Genomic DNA, 14,554 nt, shown 5'->3' with positions numbered 1-14,554 from the left:
TTTAATAACAAACGACAATGAAGAAATTATATATATTAGCCGGCTTGGTTGTAGGATTATTATGTGTGACATCCTGTGATGATTATTTAGACCGTACTCCGGATGACAAAACGACAGAACAGCAAGTTTTCACACGTTATGATAAAGTCGAGTCATTGGTTACCGACTTATATGCACATGCAAAATATGCACAGCATCCATTGATTTACTTTAATCATTTCGGTTTGTCGAGTATTTCGGATGAATGTAGTGCAAGTAGCCATGAAGGGGCAATTCCACATCAATTTCATACAGGTAATTATGGTCCTTCTCAAGGAATGCCCTCTGGCAGTAGCGCAGGACAATACTGGGATGATTTGTATTCTACTATTCGCTCTTCTAATATAATATTGGAAGGTATTGCAAAATACAATACACCGGATAATCCGCAGGATGGACGAACGGGAGATTTAAAAAGGCGTATTGGTGAAGTTTATTTTTTGAGAGGTTATTTGCATTTACTTTTGATCCGTTCTTATGGTGAAGCTGTTTATGTCAATCGTGTAATAAATCCGGGGGATGATATGACTTTTGAGAAAGAATCGTTCCATTCGATGGTTGAAAAAATCTGTGCAGATGCTGATTCGGCTTATAATCGTGTTGATAGCTGGAATGGAGGACAATACTTCGGTCGTGTCGATAAAGGAGCATGTTTGGGCTTGAAAGCTATGGCTCGTTGGCTTGCAGCTACACCTCTTTGGAATGGTGGTAATTTACCGAATGATAATCGTATCTTCAAGTCCGAATACGGTTATGACCAGAAACGTTGGGAATTGGCAAGAGATGCAGCTAAGGCTGTATTGGAGTGCACAAAAGAGGACGGCTCTTTACGTTATAAATTATACGAAACCTATACAAAGGATGACTTCAGAGATGTTGATGGTAAAACTGATACGAATAATAAAAAAGTCCAGCAACGTTTGTGGCAGATGATGTATGATATGAATGCTATCCAGGATGAATGGGTTTGGTTCGTAACAAGAGATAAAGATACGGGCTGGTCCGGCGACGTATTGCCTCCGTCACAAGGAGGTCATGCCCGTCAACGACCTTTGCAGGAACAGGTTGATGAATATGAATATATTGCTCCGGATGGATATGGTTATCCTATCTATTGCAATCATGCAGAAAAAGATGGATACGATGATGGCAATCCTTATGAGGGCATTCAACGTGATCCTCGTTTGTATCGTGATATTCGTTATCATGGTTCCTGGTATGGAGGTAACCAGTTGAATACAGCTGAAGGTAATGATGCGGTCGGGGGGAGTTATTTGGATCAGGCTTCTCATACGGGGTATTATTTGAGAAAGTTCTATAAAGATGGTTGGGATCGTGGTCATGGTGGCCATACTATTAACGGACCGGCTATTTGGCGCTTACCGGAATTCATTTATATCTATTGTGAGGCCGTTAATAATCTGACAGGTCCTAATGATGAAATTTATAATTTGATTAACAAGGTTCGTGACCGTTCTTTTATGGCGCCAATGCCACCGGCTGCAAAATCGGATAAAGAATTGATGGAAGAATATATTCAACGTGAACGTCGCGTAGAGTTATTTTATGAAAATAATCGTTATTGGGTTGCCCGTCTTTATCTCCAACCTGGAGATTATAACACGACCTCCAATGTAAAAGCTTCGGAATGGCCATATCCGAAAGATCAGCGTCAGTCTCATGGGATGAAACCGGTAGAAGATCCTAATGGAAAAATAGAGGTTAATGGAAAAAAATATCGTATGGAGCGTTTTGTTGTAGAAGATAACCGTGTGTTTAGTGCTCCCAAATCGTATTTATGGCCGATTTTACAGGAAGAACTGAAGCGTTGTCCTTCCCTGGTACAGAACCCCGGCTGGTAAGATAAGCCGGAACTCCTTTGTGTTTTTAATTTGATGAAAAGCCTGCTGTTTCAATTGAGCGGCAGGCTTTTTTTATCAATAGATCCGTTGAAGTTAAATAATTCATTATACATTTGTAAACTTAATTTTTTAGACAAATGAAATTATCAGTAGCAATCCTTTCGCTCGCAATCCTATCGGGCGGGAATGCCTCGTTTGCCCAAACCGACAAACAAGACAAAAAGGCGAAGGCCTATATGGTAGCCGACGCCCATCTGGACACCCAATGGAACTGGGATATCCAGACAACGATCAAAGAGTATGTATGGAATACGCTCAGTCAGAATCTGTTCCTGTTGAAACGCTATCCCGACTATGTATTCAATTTTGAAGGTGGTGTGAAATATGCCTGGATGAAGGAATATTATCCGGCGCAGTATGAGGAAATGAAAGAGTATATCAAGAACGGCCGCTGGCATATCTCCGGCAGTAGCTGGGATGCAACGGATGTGCTGGTGCCTTCTACCGAGTCGTTTATCCGCAACATTCTGCTCGGACAAGAGTATTACCGGAAAGAGTTCGGAGTGGAGAGCACGGATATCTTCCTGCCAGATTGTTTTGGTTTTGGCTGGACATTGCCGACGATCGCTGCCCATTGCGGTCTGATCGGCTTCTCCTCCCAGAAACTAGACTGGCGTAACCATCCCTTTTACGGAAAAAGCAAACATCCTTTCATGATCGGTTTGTGGAAGGGAGTGGACGGTGCTTCCATCATGCTGGCTCATGGTTATGATTATGGCAGAAGATGGAAAGATGAAGATCTGTCCGAAAGTAACTATTTGCTGGAACTCAGCAAACGTAATCCCTTCAATATCGTCTATCGTTATTATGGAACAGGAGATACGGGCGGTTCACCAAATCTCGCCTCTGTCCGTTCCGTTGAAAAAGGTATTAAAGGCGATGGCCCGGTGGAAGTGATCAGCGCCACCAGCGACCAAATGTTCAAGGACTTTATGCCTTATGACAAACATCCTGAACTGCCGGTTTTTGACGGCGAATTGTTGATGGACGTGCACGGTACGGGTTGCTATACCTCGGAAGCTGCCATGAAATTGTATAACCGTCAGAACGAAGTACTGGCAAATGCCGCCGAGAATGCTGCCGTTGCCGCAGATTGGTTGGGAACTGCCGCTTATCCGTTGAATACATTGACTGATGCCTGGAAACGCTTTATCGTTCACCAGTTTCATGACGACCTGACGGGTACAAGTATTCCCCGAGCCTATGAATTTTCATGGAACGACGAACTAATCTCTCTCAAACAGTTTGCCGGTGTACTGACTTCTTCTGTGAGTGCGGTTGCCGGTCAGTTGGATACCCGTGTAAAAGGTATTCCGGTTATACTTTACAATGCCCATTCTTTTCCGGTAACCGACCTGGCGGAAGTTGTGCTGGATATGCCGAAGTCACCGAAAGGATTTACCGTTTATGACGATAAAGGAAAGAAAGTTGCGGCCCAGATGCTTTCTTATGAAAATGGGAAAGCCCGTTTGCTGATCGCAGCTTCCGTTCCGGCAAGTGGTTATGCCGTTTACGATGTTCGTGAAGGTGGACCGGCAACCCGTATGGTTTCAGCTGAAGCGAACGCATTGGAAAACTCCATGTATAAGATCCGTCTGGACGGAAAAGGAGATATCGTCTCTCTTCTCGATAAAAAGAACAATAAAGAACTGGTGAAAGAAGGTAAGGCGATCCGTCTGGCTCTTTTTACAGAAAACAAATCGTATAACTGGCCTGCCTGGGAGATTATGAAAGAGACGATAGACAAAGAACCAGTCTCTATTACCGAAGATGTAAAGATCTCTCAGATCGAGAACGGAGAGTTGAGGAAATCCCTTTGTATAGAGAAACGTCACGGACAGTCCGTATTCAAACAATATATCCGTTTGTATGAAGGTAGCCGTGCCGACCGTATTGATTTCTACAATGAAATAGACTGGCAGTCGACCAATGCTCTGCTGAAAGCTGAGTTCCCGTTGAGTGTCTCAAATCCCGAAGCAACCTATGACTTGGGTATCGGAAGTGTTAAAAGAGGAAATAATACGCAAACAGCCTATGAAGTATATGCACAGTATTGGGCAGACCTGACGGATGCAAACGGTTCCTATGGTGTATCTGTCCTGAATGACAGTAAGTACGGTTGGGATAAACCGAATGATCATACAATCCGGTTGACTTTGCTTCATACGCCGGAAACCAAAGGCGGTTATGCTTATCAGGATCGTCAGGACTTCGGTTATCATACATTTACTTATAGTCTGTTGCCTCATTCGGGAGGATTCGGGAAAGCACAAACAGGTGTCTGTGCCGATAAGTTGAACCAACCGATCATGGCATTTGCCGCCAACAAACATGCCGGTCGTCTGGGTAAATCTTTCTCTTTTGTCAATTCGGATAACACAAGTGTCGTTATCAAGACATTAAAGAAAGCCCAGGTATCCGACGAATTGGTGGTTCGTGTCTATGAAATCGGTGGAGTAAAGGAACAGACTGCCGAAATTTCTTTTGCCGATGCCATTGTCAGTGCAAGCGAAGCGGACGGAACGGAGAAGACGATTGGTAAAGCTAGTTTCACTGGTAATAAGTTACAGGTATCTGTTAAACCCAATTCGGTGAAGACGTTCAAGGTTAAGCTCAAACCATCGGATGTTTCGGTCGACAAACTGCAATATGCGAGTCTGCCTTTGAATTATAACAAGAAATGTGTCAGTTGGAATGAATTCCGTCGTGAAGCCGATTTTGCTTCCGGTTACTCTTATGCCGCAGAATTACTTCCTGATTCGATCGTTGTCAGCTCCATTCCTTTCAGGTTGGGTGAAAAAGAGGCTGTAAACGGTTTGACTTGTAAAGGAGACACGATAGAACTACCGGCAGGTGACAGCTATAACCGCATTTACTTCCTGGCTGCATCGAGGGAAGGTGATAGCGAAGGAACTTTCAGACTGGGAAAAACGGAACATGCGATAACAGTTCCCGAATATACCGGCTTTATCGGTCAATGGGGACATCTGGGGCATACGGAAGGTTTCCTGAAAGAGGCAGAAATTGCTTATGTCGGAACTCACCGCCATGCTCCGGAAGGAGACGAAGCATACGAATATACCTATATGTTTAAATTTGGTATGGATATTCCCAAAGGGGCGACCCAACTGGTTTTACCGGATAATAAAGATATCGTGCTATTTGCGGCAACAGTGGTGAAAGAAGAGAATCCGCAGGTGACTCCTGCCTCCGGGTTATTCCGTACGGCATTGAAACCTCAGCAGGGCGATAAGGCAAATGCTCCGAAAGTCAATCTGATGAAAGGGGCGAAAGTGATTGCCTGTTCCGGTTTCGTCAATGAGGAAGAATCTCCCGAATGCATGATCGACGGTGATACGCAGACGAAATGGTGTGATATTACCGGCGTGCCTAATTATGCAGACTTCGATCTGGGTGAAACAAAAAATGTCAGCGGTTGGAAGCTGGTGAATGCCGGACAGGAAAGCCATTCTTATGTGACCCGTACTTGTTTCCTTCAGGGAAAGAACAGTTTGTCGGAAGAATGGAAAACATTAGGACGCCTGGATGACAACCGTAAGAATGAAGTAACCGGTTTGCTTACAAAACCGGAATCAGTCCGTTATATCCGTTTGTTGATCGCCCAGCCGTCGCAGGATACAGGTAGTCGTGACGCCCGTATTTATGAGTTGGAGGTTTATTGACGAATTGTCTGACAAAACATATTAATTTATTAAACTAAAGCGTCTGAATCGGATTTTATTCTGATTCAGACGCTTTTTTTGCTCTCCGAAAAAGTTTGTACACTTCTCCTTTCAGGTTTCATTCGCATGGCAGCCTTGAATAATAAAGAACTGAAATGAAGGGTTGTATGTTTAGGCTTTTAAAATGCCGATGGCTGGTTATTCGTTCGTCTACCAATAGTTATCCATTCATCTACGGATAGTAGTCCGCTGGTAAAGCATAGGTGTTTCGAAATGTTAAGTCAGGACTTTTGATAACGAAACATATATGTTTTGAAGACAAAAGTCCTATGTTTTGCCAGTCGTTATTTTACCTTGAATTTTCGTATACATTTTTTTACAGTTTCATCCCTTCAGCCGGATACTTTGAAAAACACTCCATTCGTAGCTGACTGAAAGCTGAAAGCAATAGCATGCAATAACATAGAGAGGTGGAGCCAACTAACAAACGGATTCATGCTATATTCAATTTAACTCAGAAAACAGTTGTTTTTGATTTCAAATACTTAAGTATTTAGTTACAAATACAATTGTATTTGAATCCGGAAATAATAGTGTTTTTTCTACTATCCTTTGCTCTGATATGGGCGTGCTTATATTTTATTCATGTAATACTCATTTTTTCGTTTTTTCAGCTAGGGTAAATTGAGAAAAAGTTGTTCTTCTTTAAATTCATATAATTAAAAAATCTGTTATGAAAAGAAGAATAGCCTTTTGTCTTTTACTGTTAGTCTGTGTACTTGTTTATTTTAAAGTTCTTCAAGCCGATTTCCTTTATTATTGGGATGATCAGGTTATCGTAATGAATCAGTATACTGTCGGAGGTTGGAGTTGGAATAATCTGTGGCATATTTGTACTGATTTCCATGCAGGACAGTATGCTCCTGTCATGGAGATGAATTTCCTCACGTTATATACTTTCTTCGGTTATAATCCTTTTTGGTTTCATTTGGCGAATCTGTGTTGGCATTTAGGGTGTGTTTGTCTGACCGGACTGTTTATTGTAGAGTTATTAAAAACACATGGCCGTTTTTCAAATAAAGAGATTCATCTGATTGCCTTTTTGACTGCGTTTATTTTTTCTATTCATCCGTTTAATGTAGAGTCTGTAGCATGGGTCAGTGCTGTGAAGATTTTGATATATAGTTTTTTCTATTTATTGGCTACCATTTGCTATCTACGGTATATTAAAACGATGAAGGAAAAGGATTATCTGCTGACTCTTTTTTTATTTGCCGTTTCGTTTCTGGCGAAGGAGCAGGCTGTTACACTTCCTTTGTTATTGATACTCATAGACTGGTTTTGCCATCGGAATTTGAAAGAAAAGGCATTATGGGTTGAGAAACTCCCATTTTTCATATTGTCTTTGTTTTTTGGAATAATTACGATCCTCTCTCAGGCTGGGGGAGGAGATGCTCCTGTTTTTCCATTCGGACAACGTATTGTTTTGGCCTGTTATACACTCTTTGAATATTTAACAAAGTCGTTATTCCCCATCGGGTTAAATTATTTATATCCGTTTCCGATTCTTCCCGGAGAGAGTTTGCCTGTAAGGTTCTGGATTTATCCATTGTTGGTGATCTGTATAATTTCCTGGTTATGGGTTAATAGGAAAAATAAGTTATTACTTTTTGGTGCATGTTTCTTTGTCATTCACCTATTGGTTGCCTTAAATATTATTTCCACATCCAGACAAGCCATAGTGGCAGACCGATATTCGTATATGAGTAATATTGGAATAATCTTTTTAGTTGTGGTCATGCTCGTCTGGTTAAAAAGTAAATGGAGAAATAAGTATAAATGGAAGGGGATACTTGTTGCTTTCTTAATGTATAGTTTCTATTTGGGAGGATATACATATATCTACTCAACACGTTGGGAAAATACAGAGACTGTTAAGCTGCATATCAATGAGTTGTTGAAAGAGAGAGAAACAGAAGAGAAAAATCAGGCTCAGTCAGAATCGGTTGAGTCGAATTATTAATATAAATATTTTACATTATGAAAAAGAAAAACATTATTTCTTTAGCTGGTGTGGTAGCTCTGTTAATGGGGCTGGGTTTGAATCTTGAATACGCACTGGATGATTATGGATTAAAGAGTAACTCATTGAATTTATTTGTGTTGGCACAAGCGAGTAATTCGGGAGGAGATCAATCTTATGGGCGTCAAGGAGAATCGACTGCTCACTGTGTAAAAACAACAACAACGGTTACAACTACGACTTCTGGAAATTCTTCTTCTGTAAGTGGAGGTGTTTCAGCAGGATGTGGAGGTATTTCTGGTGGAGTATCCGGTAGTACAGGTAGTTCTAGTGGAAATACGACAACTACAACGGTAACTACAACTGAAGAGTATGATGCCAAAAAGCTATATTGTGAAGATGCTACTAACATGGTAGAAGTCTGTGTAAACTTTAATCCTTGTAGATAATAGAGATTATCTTGGACAAGTGTTTTTTGAGTTGATAATTAGCTTAAAAAATACTTGTCCGATGTAATTTGAATTATTATATTTATAATACGAATTGGACATGAAAAGAAATATCTTATTATTTTTATTTACTTTAATTGTACTTTTTTCATCTTGTAGGAAAAGTTCCCCCAATTTTTCTGATAATAAGGAGGAGATTTCTCTTTTAAGAAATATAGAAAAGCCAATAGAAGTTCATATTGATTTGAACAATGATTGCTTGCCTTTTGATAGCTTGATGAATAAAGTCAACTATGTAAAGTTGGAAACTACAGGTGATAATCTTATAGGAGAAATTTCTCAACTTTTGTTTGTAGATGACAAAATCATAATAGTAGATGCTGGACAATCTAAAACAATTACAGTTTATAATGAAAAAGGCCATTATTTATATAAAATAGGAGCCTTTGGACAAGGACCAATGGAGTATGGAGCGTTGAATCATGTAGCTTTTACTCCGGGGAAAGAAATGCTTGTCATAACAGATTTGAAGAGTGGACGTCTAAAATATTATAGTATAGATGGGCGTTATGTGAAATCGGTGAAACTACCTTATTGGTTTAGTCGTTGTGAATTTATTACAGATAATCTGATTGCAGGATTTAGTTTAGCAGGAAATGTTATATCAGAAAGAAATAAAAAATATAAGCCTCTGCTGATAGTTACGGATTTGTGGGGGAATATTTCATGTTCTAATTTTCAAAGTTATTATAAGAAGGAATTTACGAGTAGTATCTTAGAACCGCTCCGGAAATTTGAGGATCGAGTATTGTACAATAATCCAAATACAGATTCTATTTTTCTGTTGACACCCAATGGTATTGAACTTGCTTATCATCTGAATATAAAGGGGGCTAAGCCTATAGTGCAAAATGAAGATATTACAAATAAACTGTTGGATGAACAGCATCAGAATAATCCTTTTTTTTACGGTGATTTTATAGAATTAAAAGATGGTGCTATTTTTTATATTTATGAATTAGGTCTGAAATGGTATCGTTTCGGTATTTATTCTAATACCAAACAGCGTACTTTTAGTTGTAATGGACTTCTCCAAAATCCTTTCTTCTATTTCTTTACATTGGAGTCTAAAGCCCGCTATAAAGATAATACAGTAGTTGTAGATATGCGTCCGGATATTATTTTAGCCTATAGAGATGAATTATACAGACTAGGGAAGAAGGAGGAGATTGATGAGTTTTACAAAGACTTGACAGAAGATAGTAATCCTGTCTTATTTTTTTATGAATTAAAATTTTAGTTTTATGTATAAAGTGAAAGTAATAATTGCTATTTTACTTTTGGTTGACATATTGTTGAGTGTGATATGTTTGAACCTGTTCAAAGATAAAGCTTCGTTGACTGCCGAAAAACAATCTGTAAAGGATGATAGATTAATAGAAGTACTGGAAAATAATTTTAAAATAGGTGTTTATAATGATAATTCTATTTTAGATACAACTACTGTGGTTTATGATTTGAATAAGAATGAAGTTGGTCTGCCTGAAATTTTAACAGATAAGCCTTGTTTGATTATTCGATTTGCGGAAACAAATTGTGAAGAATGTGTTCGCTTTCTGCTGATTAAAGTAATGAGATTGTATAATAGTGATCTTTTCAACAAAAGAATTCTGTTATTCGCTTCTTATCCAAATCGGCAAGCACTTAAAATATTGGTAGATCGTTTGAATATTAAATATCCAGTTTATCTAGTCGATAAACTGCCGATATCCTGTGAGCGGATAAATTTTCCTTATTGCTTTATGTTGGATAGTACAATGCGGACAAGTCATGTTTTTGTCCCAGACAAATATGAACCTCAGATTGCAAATACTTATTTCGAACTAATAGAAAATAGATATTTTAAATAGAAGTTGTATCAAATAACTATATAACAGATGAATAAAATTATATTAGGAATTGCTTTGGTCTTTATTTCTTTTTGGTCATGTCATAAATCTTCTCAGAAACTTCAGGAAAAGATTGATAACTCTGTTCCAGTAGCTTCTATGATAAGTCACCAGAAGTCTGTAGAGGTGAATATTGACTTAAATAAAGATTGCTTACCATTCGATAGTTTAATGACTAAAGTCAGCTATGTAAAGTTGGAAACTACAGGTGATAATCTAGTTGGAGGTATTTCTCAAATTTTGTTTGTTGATGACAAAATTATTATAGTGGATGCTGAGAAATCTAAAACAATAACAGTCTATGATGGGAAGGGACATTTTTTATACAAAATAGGTACATTGGTACAAGGACTAATGGAGTATGGATCGTTGGATCATGTCGCTTTCACCCCGGGGAAAGAAATGCTTGTCATAACAGATTTGAAGAGTGGATGTCTAAAATATTATAGTATAGGTGGAATCTACGTAAAATCAGTAAAACTTCCTTACTGGTTCAGTGAGAGTGAGTTTTTAACAGATAATTTGATTGCAGGTTTTTGGTCAGGAGGAACAGTTATACCTGGAGAAAATAAAAATTATAAGCCTCTCTTGGTTATCACAGACTTGTTTGGTAATGTCTCTAATTCAGCATTTCAAAGTTATTATAAAAAAGAATATACGAGTACTATATTAGAACCTATTCGACAATTTAATGATCGTGTATTGTACAATAATCCAAATACAGATTCTATCTTTTTGTTGACTCCTAATGGTATTGAGTTAGCTTATCATCTGAATATAAAAGGAGCTAAACCAATGATATTAAATGAAGATATAACAAATGATCTATTGAGAGAACAACGCCGGAATAACCCATTTTTCAATGGAGATTTTGTCGAATTGAAGGATGGCGCTATATTTCATATTTTTGAATCAGGATTTCCCGGTTATCGTTTTGGTATTTATTCTAATGCTAAACAGCGCACTTTTTGTTGTGATGGCTTTCGTTATAGTCCTTTTTTCTGCTTTTTTGATGCGCCGAAGGCTCGTTATGGTGATAATACGGTAGTTGTTGATGCTCGTTCGGATATTGCTCTTGCTTGTAAAGATGAACTATACAAACTTGGGAAAAAAGAGGAAATAGATGAATTTTACAAAGGCTTGACAGAAGACAGTAATCCGATCTTGTTCTTTTATGAATTAAAATTTTAGTTGTATGTCCTCTGAAAATGAAAGAATGAAAAAAATATCTGTTATAGGTCTACTATTTATAATTTTATGTGTATTCTTCAGAGTTTTTTGGGGAGAGATCTGTCTTGTGCCGTCTTCGAGTATGGAGCCTACAATTCTTATCGGAGATTGGTTGTGGATAGATAAATTGACTTATGGTGCTCGTTTGCCTGTTCGTTGGAGTGATATTCCATTAATAAATGTGTTTACATGGAACAGGACTTTACGGGAAAAAGATAGAGGAACAAATTGGGGGTATCGTAGAATAAAAGGTTTTAGAAGTCCCTGCATCTCTGATATCATTGTTTTTAATAGTCCTGAAAGACCTGATATTTTGTTGGTGAAAAGGGTTGCAGGAGTTATTTCTGCCGGAGATACTATTACTTTTAATAGGGAGAATTATTCGAGTTTGAAGAAAATACTTGATAATGAGTATGTCTCTTCCTTTATGAGGAAAAATAACATCTATATAAATGGTAGAAGTGATTCCTGTTACCGGGTAAAGCAGAATTACTATTTTGTGTTAGGGGATAATTCCTCCGAATCTTACGACAGTAGATCGTTTGGTTATATTCCGGAGAGTTCTGTGGTTGGAAAGGTCGACCGTGTGCTGTTTTCGATCGATTGTGATCAGAAGGAATTTTGCAGATTTCGCTTTTTCAGATTGTTTCATTGTTTGCATTGAGATATTTGTCCGTACTTGACATTACAACAGTCAAGTACGGGAGAGAAGATCTTTTTGTTCGTTACTTATTGTTATCGGTTGATTGATTGACAATCTTTTCCAGTAATTCCTGCATCTTTCCGATAACCGGTTCTTTTTCCAGCCCATATTCCGATGCCAAGCGTTCCATTTGAGGGAAAGAAGTCCATACTTTACCGTTCTTATCTTCCCAAACAGAAATTTTAAGAGGTAACTCAATAGAGATGGCCGGGTTTTCCTGCATCAGCTTTGTTCCTACCTTCGGAGATCCGAAGACAATAACCTGGTTCGGGTGTAAATCTAACCCTACTTCTTTTGCGTTTTTCTGATGATCGAATTTGGCGAATACCGGGATATCCATTTTCTGAAGGATTTGTTCGATCCGTCCCATCGTTTCGTCTACACTGAATTTGCTTGCCTGATTATTCATATTATTTGCTCCTTTTTGTGCCAGCACCACTCCTGCAAACAGGAGCCCTGCCAGAATAGATAAATACTTTCTCATGTTATACCTTTTATTATATATCATTATTTTACAAAAATAGCGGAATGAGATGCTTTGTAAGATAACAGTTTTGCCTGTTGATTTGTCAATTTTCCGTATTATTTTACTACTTTGGCAGAAAATTTTTGAAATCGCATGCAGTATTCCCGCAGTCATTACATTTATATAATAAACACGCGCGGCGTTGATGGGTGAAGCAGAACTGATAAAGCAGTGTATGCGGGGTGTGAATGCAGCCCGTAAAGAACTCTACGATACTTATGCGGAACAAATGTTAAGCATTTGCTTCCGGTACACAGGAGGTATGGACGTAGCTTACGATCTGTTGCATGACGGATTCTTGAAAGTATTCTCCTCTTGCTCAAGTTTTTCGTATCGCGGAGAAGGGAGTTTGAAAGCGTGGATGAGCCGTATATTTGTAAATACGGCGTTGGAGTACCTTCGGAAAAAGGATGTCCTCAAACAAGTAGTCCCCCTTGATATTATTGCTGAAACAGAAGAAGAGCCTCCGGAGGAGATCGAACAGATCCCGACGTCGGTCCTGATGCAATTCGTCCAGGAGTTACCAACGGGATATCGCACCGTGTTTAACTTATATACATTTGAAGAACGAAGTCATAAAGAGATTGCCGAGCTTCTGCATATAAACGAACGATCATCATCGTCACAACTATGCCGGGCAAAAGCAATGCTGGTAAAGAAAGTAAACGATTACATTCAGAAACAAGCCGGAAGATGAAAATGGAAGATAAATTAATAGAGGAATACCGGAATCGGTCGGTTGAATACCGTCTGCCGTTGCCGGAGGATGGCTGGGAGAGGCTGGAAGCTGCGTTCGCTCCGGCTCCTGCTGAAGTTCGTCGCTTCCCTTATCGTTGGTTGGCGGCAGCAGTGTCTTTTTTGGCAGTTTTAGGTTCTGCTCTTTACTTTATGGGGATAGATAAAGAGATAGAGCCGGTCTTGTCGGATATCGTTCTTCCTGCGGAAAAAGTGGAGAGTCCGTCTGCTCCGGTTGTGCCAGTAGAGCCGATCAAACCGCAACCGGTAGTGAAAAAACTGGCGGCTACAGTGAAAACGGCTGAACCGCAGTTGCCAGACTTGTCGCAGGTAGTATCGGAGGTTTACATGTCTATTTCCGCTTATTTTCATGCGGAGATAGGAGAAGAGCATGCGACGGAAAGTAATTCGTACAATAACCGTTCCGTAGTGGAAAGCGGGCAGTACGAATATGTTCCGGAGAAGAGTTACGAGCCGTTACCGGTGAAACCGGCTCCTTCTGCTAAAGGATGGAGTTTTAGTTTGTATGCCGGGAATATGTTTGACCGCTATTCCTCTGCCACAGGAGGATTGCAGATGTTTAACGCGGCACCCCGTTCGGATGTAAGTGTGAATAATAACCCGGGTTCAGGGACATTTGACGACTACATGAAAGATGTGGCGTCGAATGCTCCTAACTTCCGGGATCCGGCAGACTTTACAATGTTTGAGAAGATTGCTGCTGCGAATTATCAGAAATCGACCGGAACGAAGATGAAGCACAGATATCCTTTGTCTGCCGGCCTTTCGGTTAAGAAGCGGATAAGCGACCGGTTGTCTTTGGAGAGCGGATTGATTTATACTTTCCTTTCTTCGGAGTTGACTGCCGGTGAAGGTGATTTCTATAAACAGGAACAACGCCTGCATTATCTGGGAATACCTTTGAAGGTGAATTATACGATCTGGAAGAAAGACCGTTTGTCATTCTACGCTTCTGCCGGTGCTATGGCGGAGATGTGTGTGGATGGCAGTCTGAATACGGATTATTATCTGAATAACGTCCGTCAGCGTAAAAGTAAGACAGACCTTGATGTTGATAAAGTACAGTTTTCTGCTTTAGCAGCGCTTGGCGTACAATATGATATAGCAAAACCCGTTAGTATCTATGCCGAACCCGGTATCGCCTATTATTTTGATGATAAGAGTGTGGTTGAGACGATCCGGAAAGAGCAGCCACTCTGTGCATCGGTACAGTTCGGCGTGAGATTTGCTTTTTGATGACTAGGTGATGTTGATTTCCTGTACAGGAAAAAAGA

10 protein-coding genes and 1 pseudogene are annotated in these 14,554 nt (G+C 39.5%); 10 read left to right on the top strand and 1 reads right to left on the bottom strand.

The annotated features are described in order from the left end of the window. The first annotated feature begins 17 nt into the window (after positions 1 to 17). The 8 genes from K6V26_RS18455 (at position 18) to lepB (ending at position 11,959) form a co-directional block, all read left to right on the top strand. Positions 18 to 1,901, top strand: a complete 1,884-nt coding sequence (locus tag K6V26_RS18455) for a RagB/SusD family nutrient uptake outer membrane protein (RefSeq protein WP_007655107.1) — start codon at positions 18 to 20, stop codon at positions 1,899 to 1,901. A 137-nt stretch (positions 1,902 to 2,038) separates the two neighbouring features. After that, positions 2,039 to 5,644, top strand: a complete 3,606-nt coding sequence (locus K6V26_RS18450) for a glycoside hydrolase family 38 N-terminal domain-containing protein (protein ID WP_224263525.1) — start codon at positions 2,039 to 2,041, stop codon at positions 5,642 to 5,644. Positions 5,645 to 6,377: 733 nt separating this feature from the next. Continuing rightward, entirely contained in the window at positions 6,378 to 7,667 is a 1,290-nt protein-coding gene (locus K6V26_RS18445) for a hypothetical protein (protein ID WP_224263524.1), read from the top strand. Between the two features lie 17 nt (positions 7,668 to 7,684). Further along, on the top strand, positions 7,685 to 8,116 hold the full coding sequence (locus K6V26_RS18440; RefSeq protein WP_224263523.1) for a hypothetical protein: 432 nt from the start codon (positions 7,685 to 7,687) through the stop codon (positions 8,114 to 8,116). Between the two features lie 100 nt (positions 8,117 to 8,216). After that, positions 8,217 to 9,416 (top strand): 6-bladed beta-propeller, encoded by a 1,200-nt coding sequence (locus tag K6V26_RS18435; RefSeq protein ID WP_224263522.1) that lies wholly within the window; start codon positions 8,217 to 8,219, stop codon positions 9,414 to 9,416. A gap of 4 nt (positions 9,417 to 9,420) precedes the next feature. Beyond that, the gene (locus K6V26_RS18430; protein WP_224263521.1) at positions 9,421 to 10,026 is read left to right on the top strand and encodes a hypothetical protein; all 606 of its coding nucleotides are present in this window, start codon (positions 9,421 to 9,423) and stop codon (positions 10,024 to 10,026) included. Positions 10,027 to 10,053: 27 nt separating this feature from the next. Further along, positions 10,054 to 11,256 carry a 6-bladed beta-propeller gene (locus K6V26_RS18425; protein WP_224263520.1) on the top strand — a complete coding sequence of 401 codons (1,203 nt, stop codon included), beginning with the start codon at positions 10,054 to 10,056 and terminating at the stop codon, positions 11,254 to 11,256. Positions 11,257 to 11,260: 4 nt separating this feature from the next. After that, positions 11,261 to 11,959: a signal peptidase I gene (gene lepB, locus K6V26_RS18420; RefSeq protein ID WP_224263519.1), complete on the top strand. Its 699-nt coding sequence runs from the start codon at positions 11,261 to 11,263 to the stop codon at positions 11,957 to 11,959. 61 nt (positions 11,960 to 12,020) lie between these two features. Here lepB and K6V26_RS18415 read toward each other — a convergent pair. Further along, a pseudogene (locus K6V26_RS18415) lies at positions 12,021 to 12,392 on the bottom strand (DUF302 domain-containing protein); the annotation flags it as partial. Between the two features lie 277 nt (positions 12,393 to 12,669). On the opposite strand from K6V26_RS18415, the gene K6V26_RS18410 reads away from it, so the two are divergent. Continuing rightward, positions 12,670 to 13,221, top strand: coding sequence for an RNA polymerase sigma factor (locus tag K6V26_RS18410; RefSeq protein WP_007655089.1), 552 nt, complete (start codon positions 12,670 to 12,672; stop codon positions 13,219 to 13,221). After that, positions 13,218 to 14,516, top strand: coding sequence for an outer membrane beta-barrel protein (locus tag K6V26_RS18405; protein WP_224263518.1), 1,299 nt, complete (start codon positions 13,218 to 13,220; stop codon positions 14,514 to 14,516). The genes K6V26_RS18410 and K6V26_RS18405 overlap by 4 nt, the downstream gene beginning before the upstream one ends. The last annotated feature ends 38 nt before the right edge of the window (positions 14,517 to 14,554 follow it).

Origin of the sequence: Parabacteroides goldsteinii, assembly GCF_020091425.1 — a bacterium.
In the GTDB taxonomy this organism is placed as follows: Bacteria; Bacteroidota; Bacteroidia; order Bacteroidales; family Tannerellaceae; genus Parabacteroides; species Parabacteroides goldsteinii.
The sequence above is the reverse complement of the archived record's forward strand: the minus strand, read 5'-3'. Positions and strand labels throughout refer to the sequence as shown.

Excerpts from the sequence above, each read along its gene's own strand:
- K6V26_RS18405 (WP_224263518.1), top strand. The coding sequence starts at position 13,218 with ATGAAAATGGAAGATAAATTAATAGAGGAATACCGGAATCGGTCGGTT.
- K6V26_RS18430 (WP_224263521.1), top strand. The coding sequence starts at position 9,421 with ATGTATAAAGTGAAAGTAATAATTGCTATTTTACTTTTGGTTGACATA.
- K6V26_RS18410 (WP_007655089.1), top strand. The coding sequence starts at position 12,670 with ATGGGTGAAGCAGAACTGATAAAGCAGTGTATGCGGGGTGTGAATGCA.
- K6V26_RS18450 (WP_224263525.1), top strand. The coding sequence starts at position 2,039 with ATGAAATTATCAGTAGCAATCCTTTCGCTCGCAATCCTATCGGGCGGG.
- lepB (WP_224263519.1), top strand. The coding sequence starts at position 11,261 with ATGTCCTCTGAAAATGAAAGAATGAAAAAAATATCTGTTATAGGTCTA.
- K6V26_RS18435 (WP_224263522.1), top strand. The coding sequence starts at position 8,217 with ATGAAAAGAAATATCTTATTATTTTTATTTACTTTAATTGTACTTTTT.
- K6V26_RS18425 (WP_224263520.1), top strand. The coding sequence starts at position 10,054 with ATGAATAAAATTATATTAGGAATTGCTTTGGTCTTTATTTCTTTTTGG.
- K6V26_RS18455 (WP_007655107.1), top strand. The coding sequence starts at position 18 with ATGAAGAAATTATATATATTAGCCGGCTTGGTTGTAGGATTATTATGT.
- K6V26_RS18445 (WP_224263524.1), top strand. The coding sequence starts at position 6,378 with ATGAAAAGAAGAATAGCCTTTTGTCTTTTACTGTTAGTCTGTGTACTT.
- K6V26_RS18440 (WP_224263523.1), top strand. The coding sequence starts at position 7,685 with ATGAAAAAGAAAAACATTATTTCTTTAGCTGGTGTGGTAGCTCTGTTA.